General features: G+C 36.3%; 1 protein-coding gene. It reads right to left on the reverse strand.

Annotated features, from left to right (window positions below):
- Window positions 1-190 (reverse strand): hypothetical protein (locus tag CVH10_RS20845; protein ID WP_219924922.1); only part of this gene is annotated, 190 nt, incomplete at its 3' end.
- Between the last annotated feature and the right edge of the window lie 80 nt (window positions 191-270).

Below are 270 nucleotides of genomic sequence, written 5' to 3' on the forward strand. Positions count from 1 at the left end.
CAATTACATAACCTGACGTGCTATCTGTCGAAATAGCAGCATCAAGAGTATATGGATCACTACTAATATTCGTTACTAATCGATCTCCTTCTCCCTTACCAGCACTTGCCTTTTGCGTCTCTTTCTTACCGCAAGCGACAGAAGTAATTGCTAATACGGTCATAATGACAAATAATAAAAACTTCTTCATCTTACATTCCCCTTTACCCTGAAATTTTTGGTGTTGATGCTAATAATGTTTTTGTATAAGAATGTTGTGGATTACGGAAT

Source organism: Halomonas sp. ND22Bw (assembly GCF_003011945.1).
Classification (GTDB): domain Bacteria; phylum Pseudomonadota; class Gammaproteobacteria; order Pseudomonadales; family Halomonadaceae; genus Halomonas; species Halomonas halophila.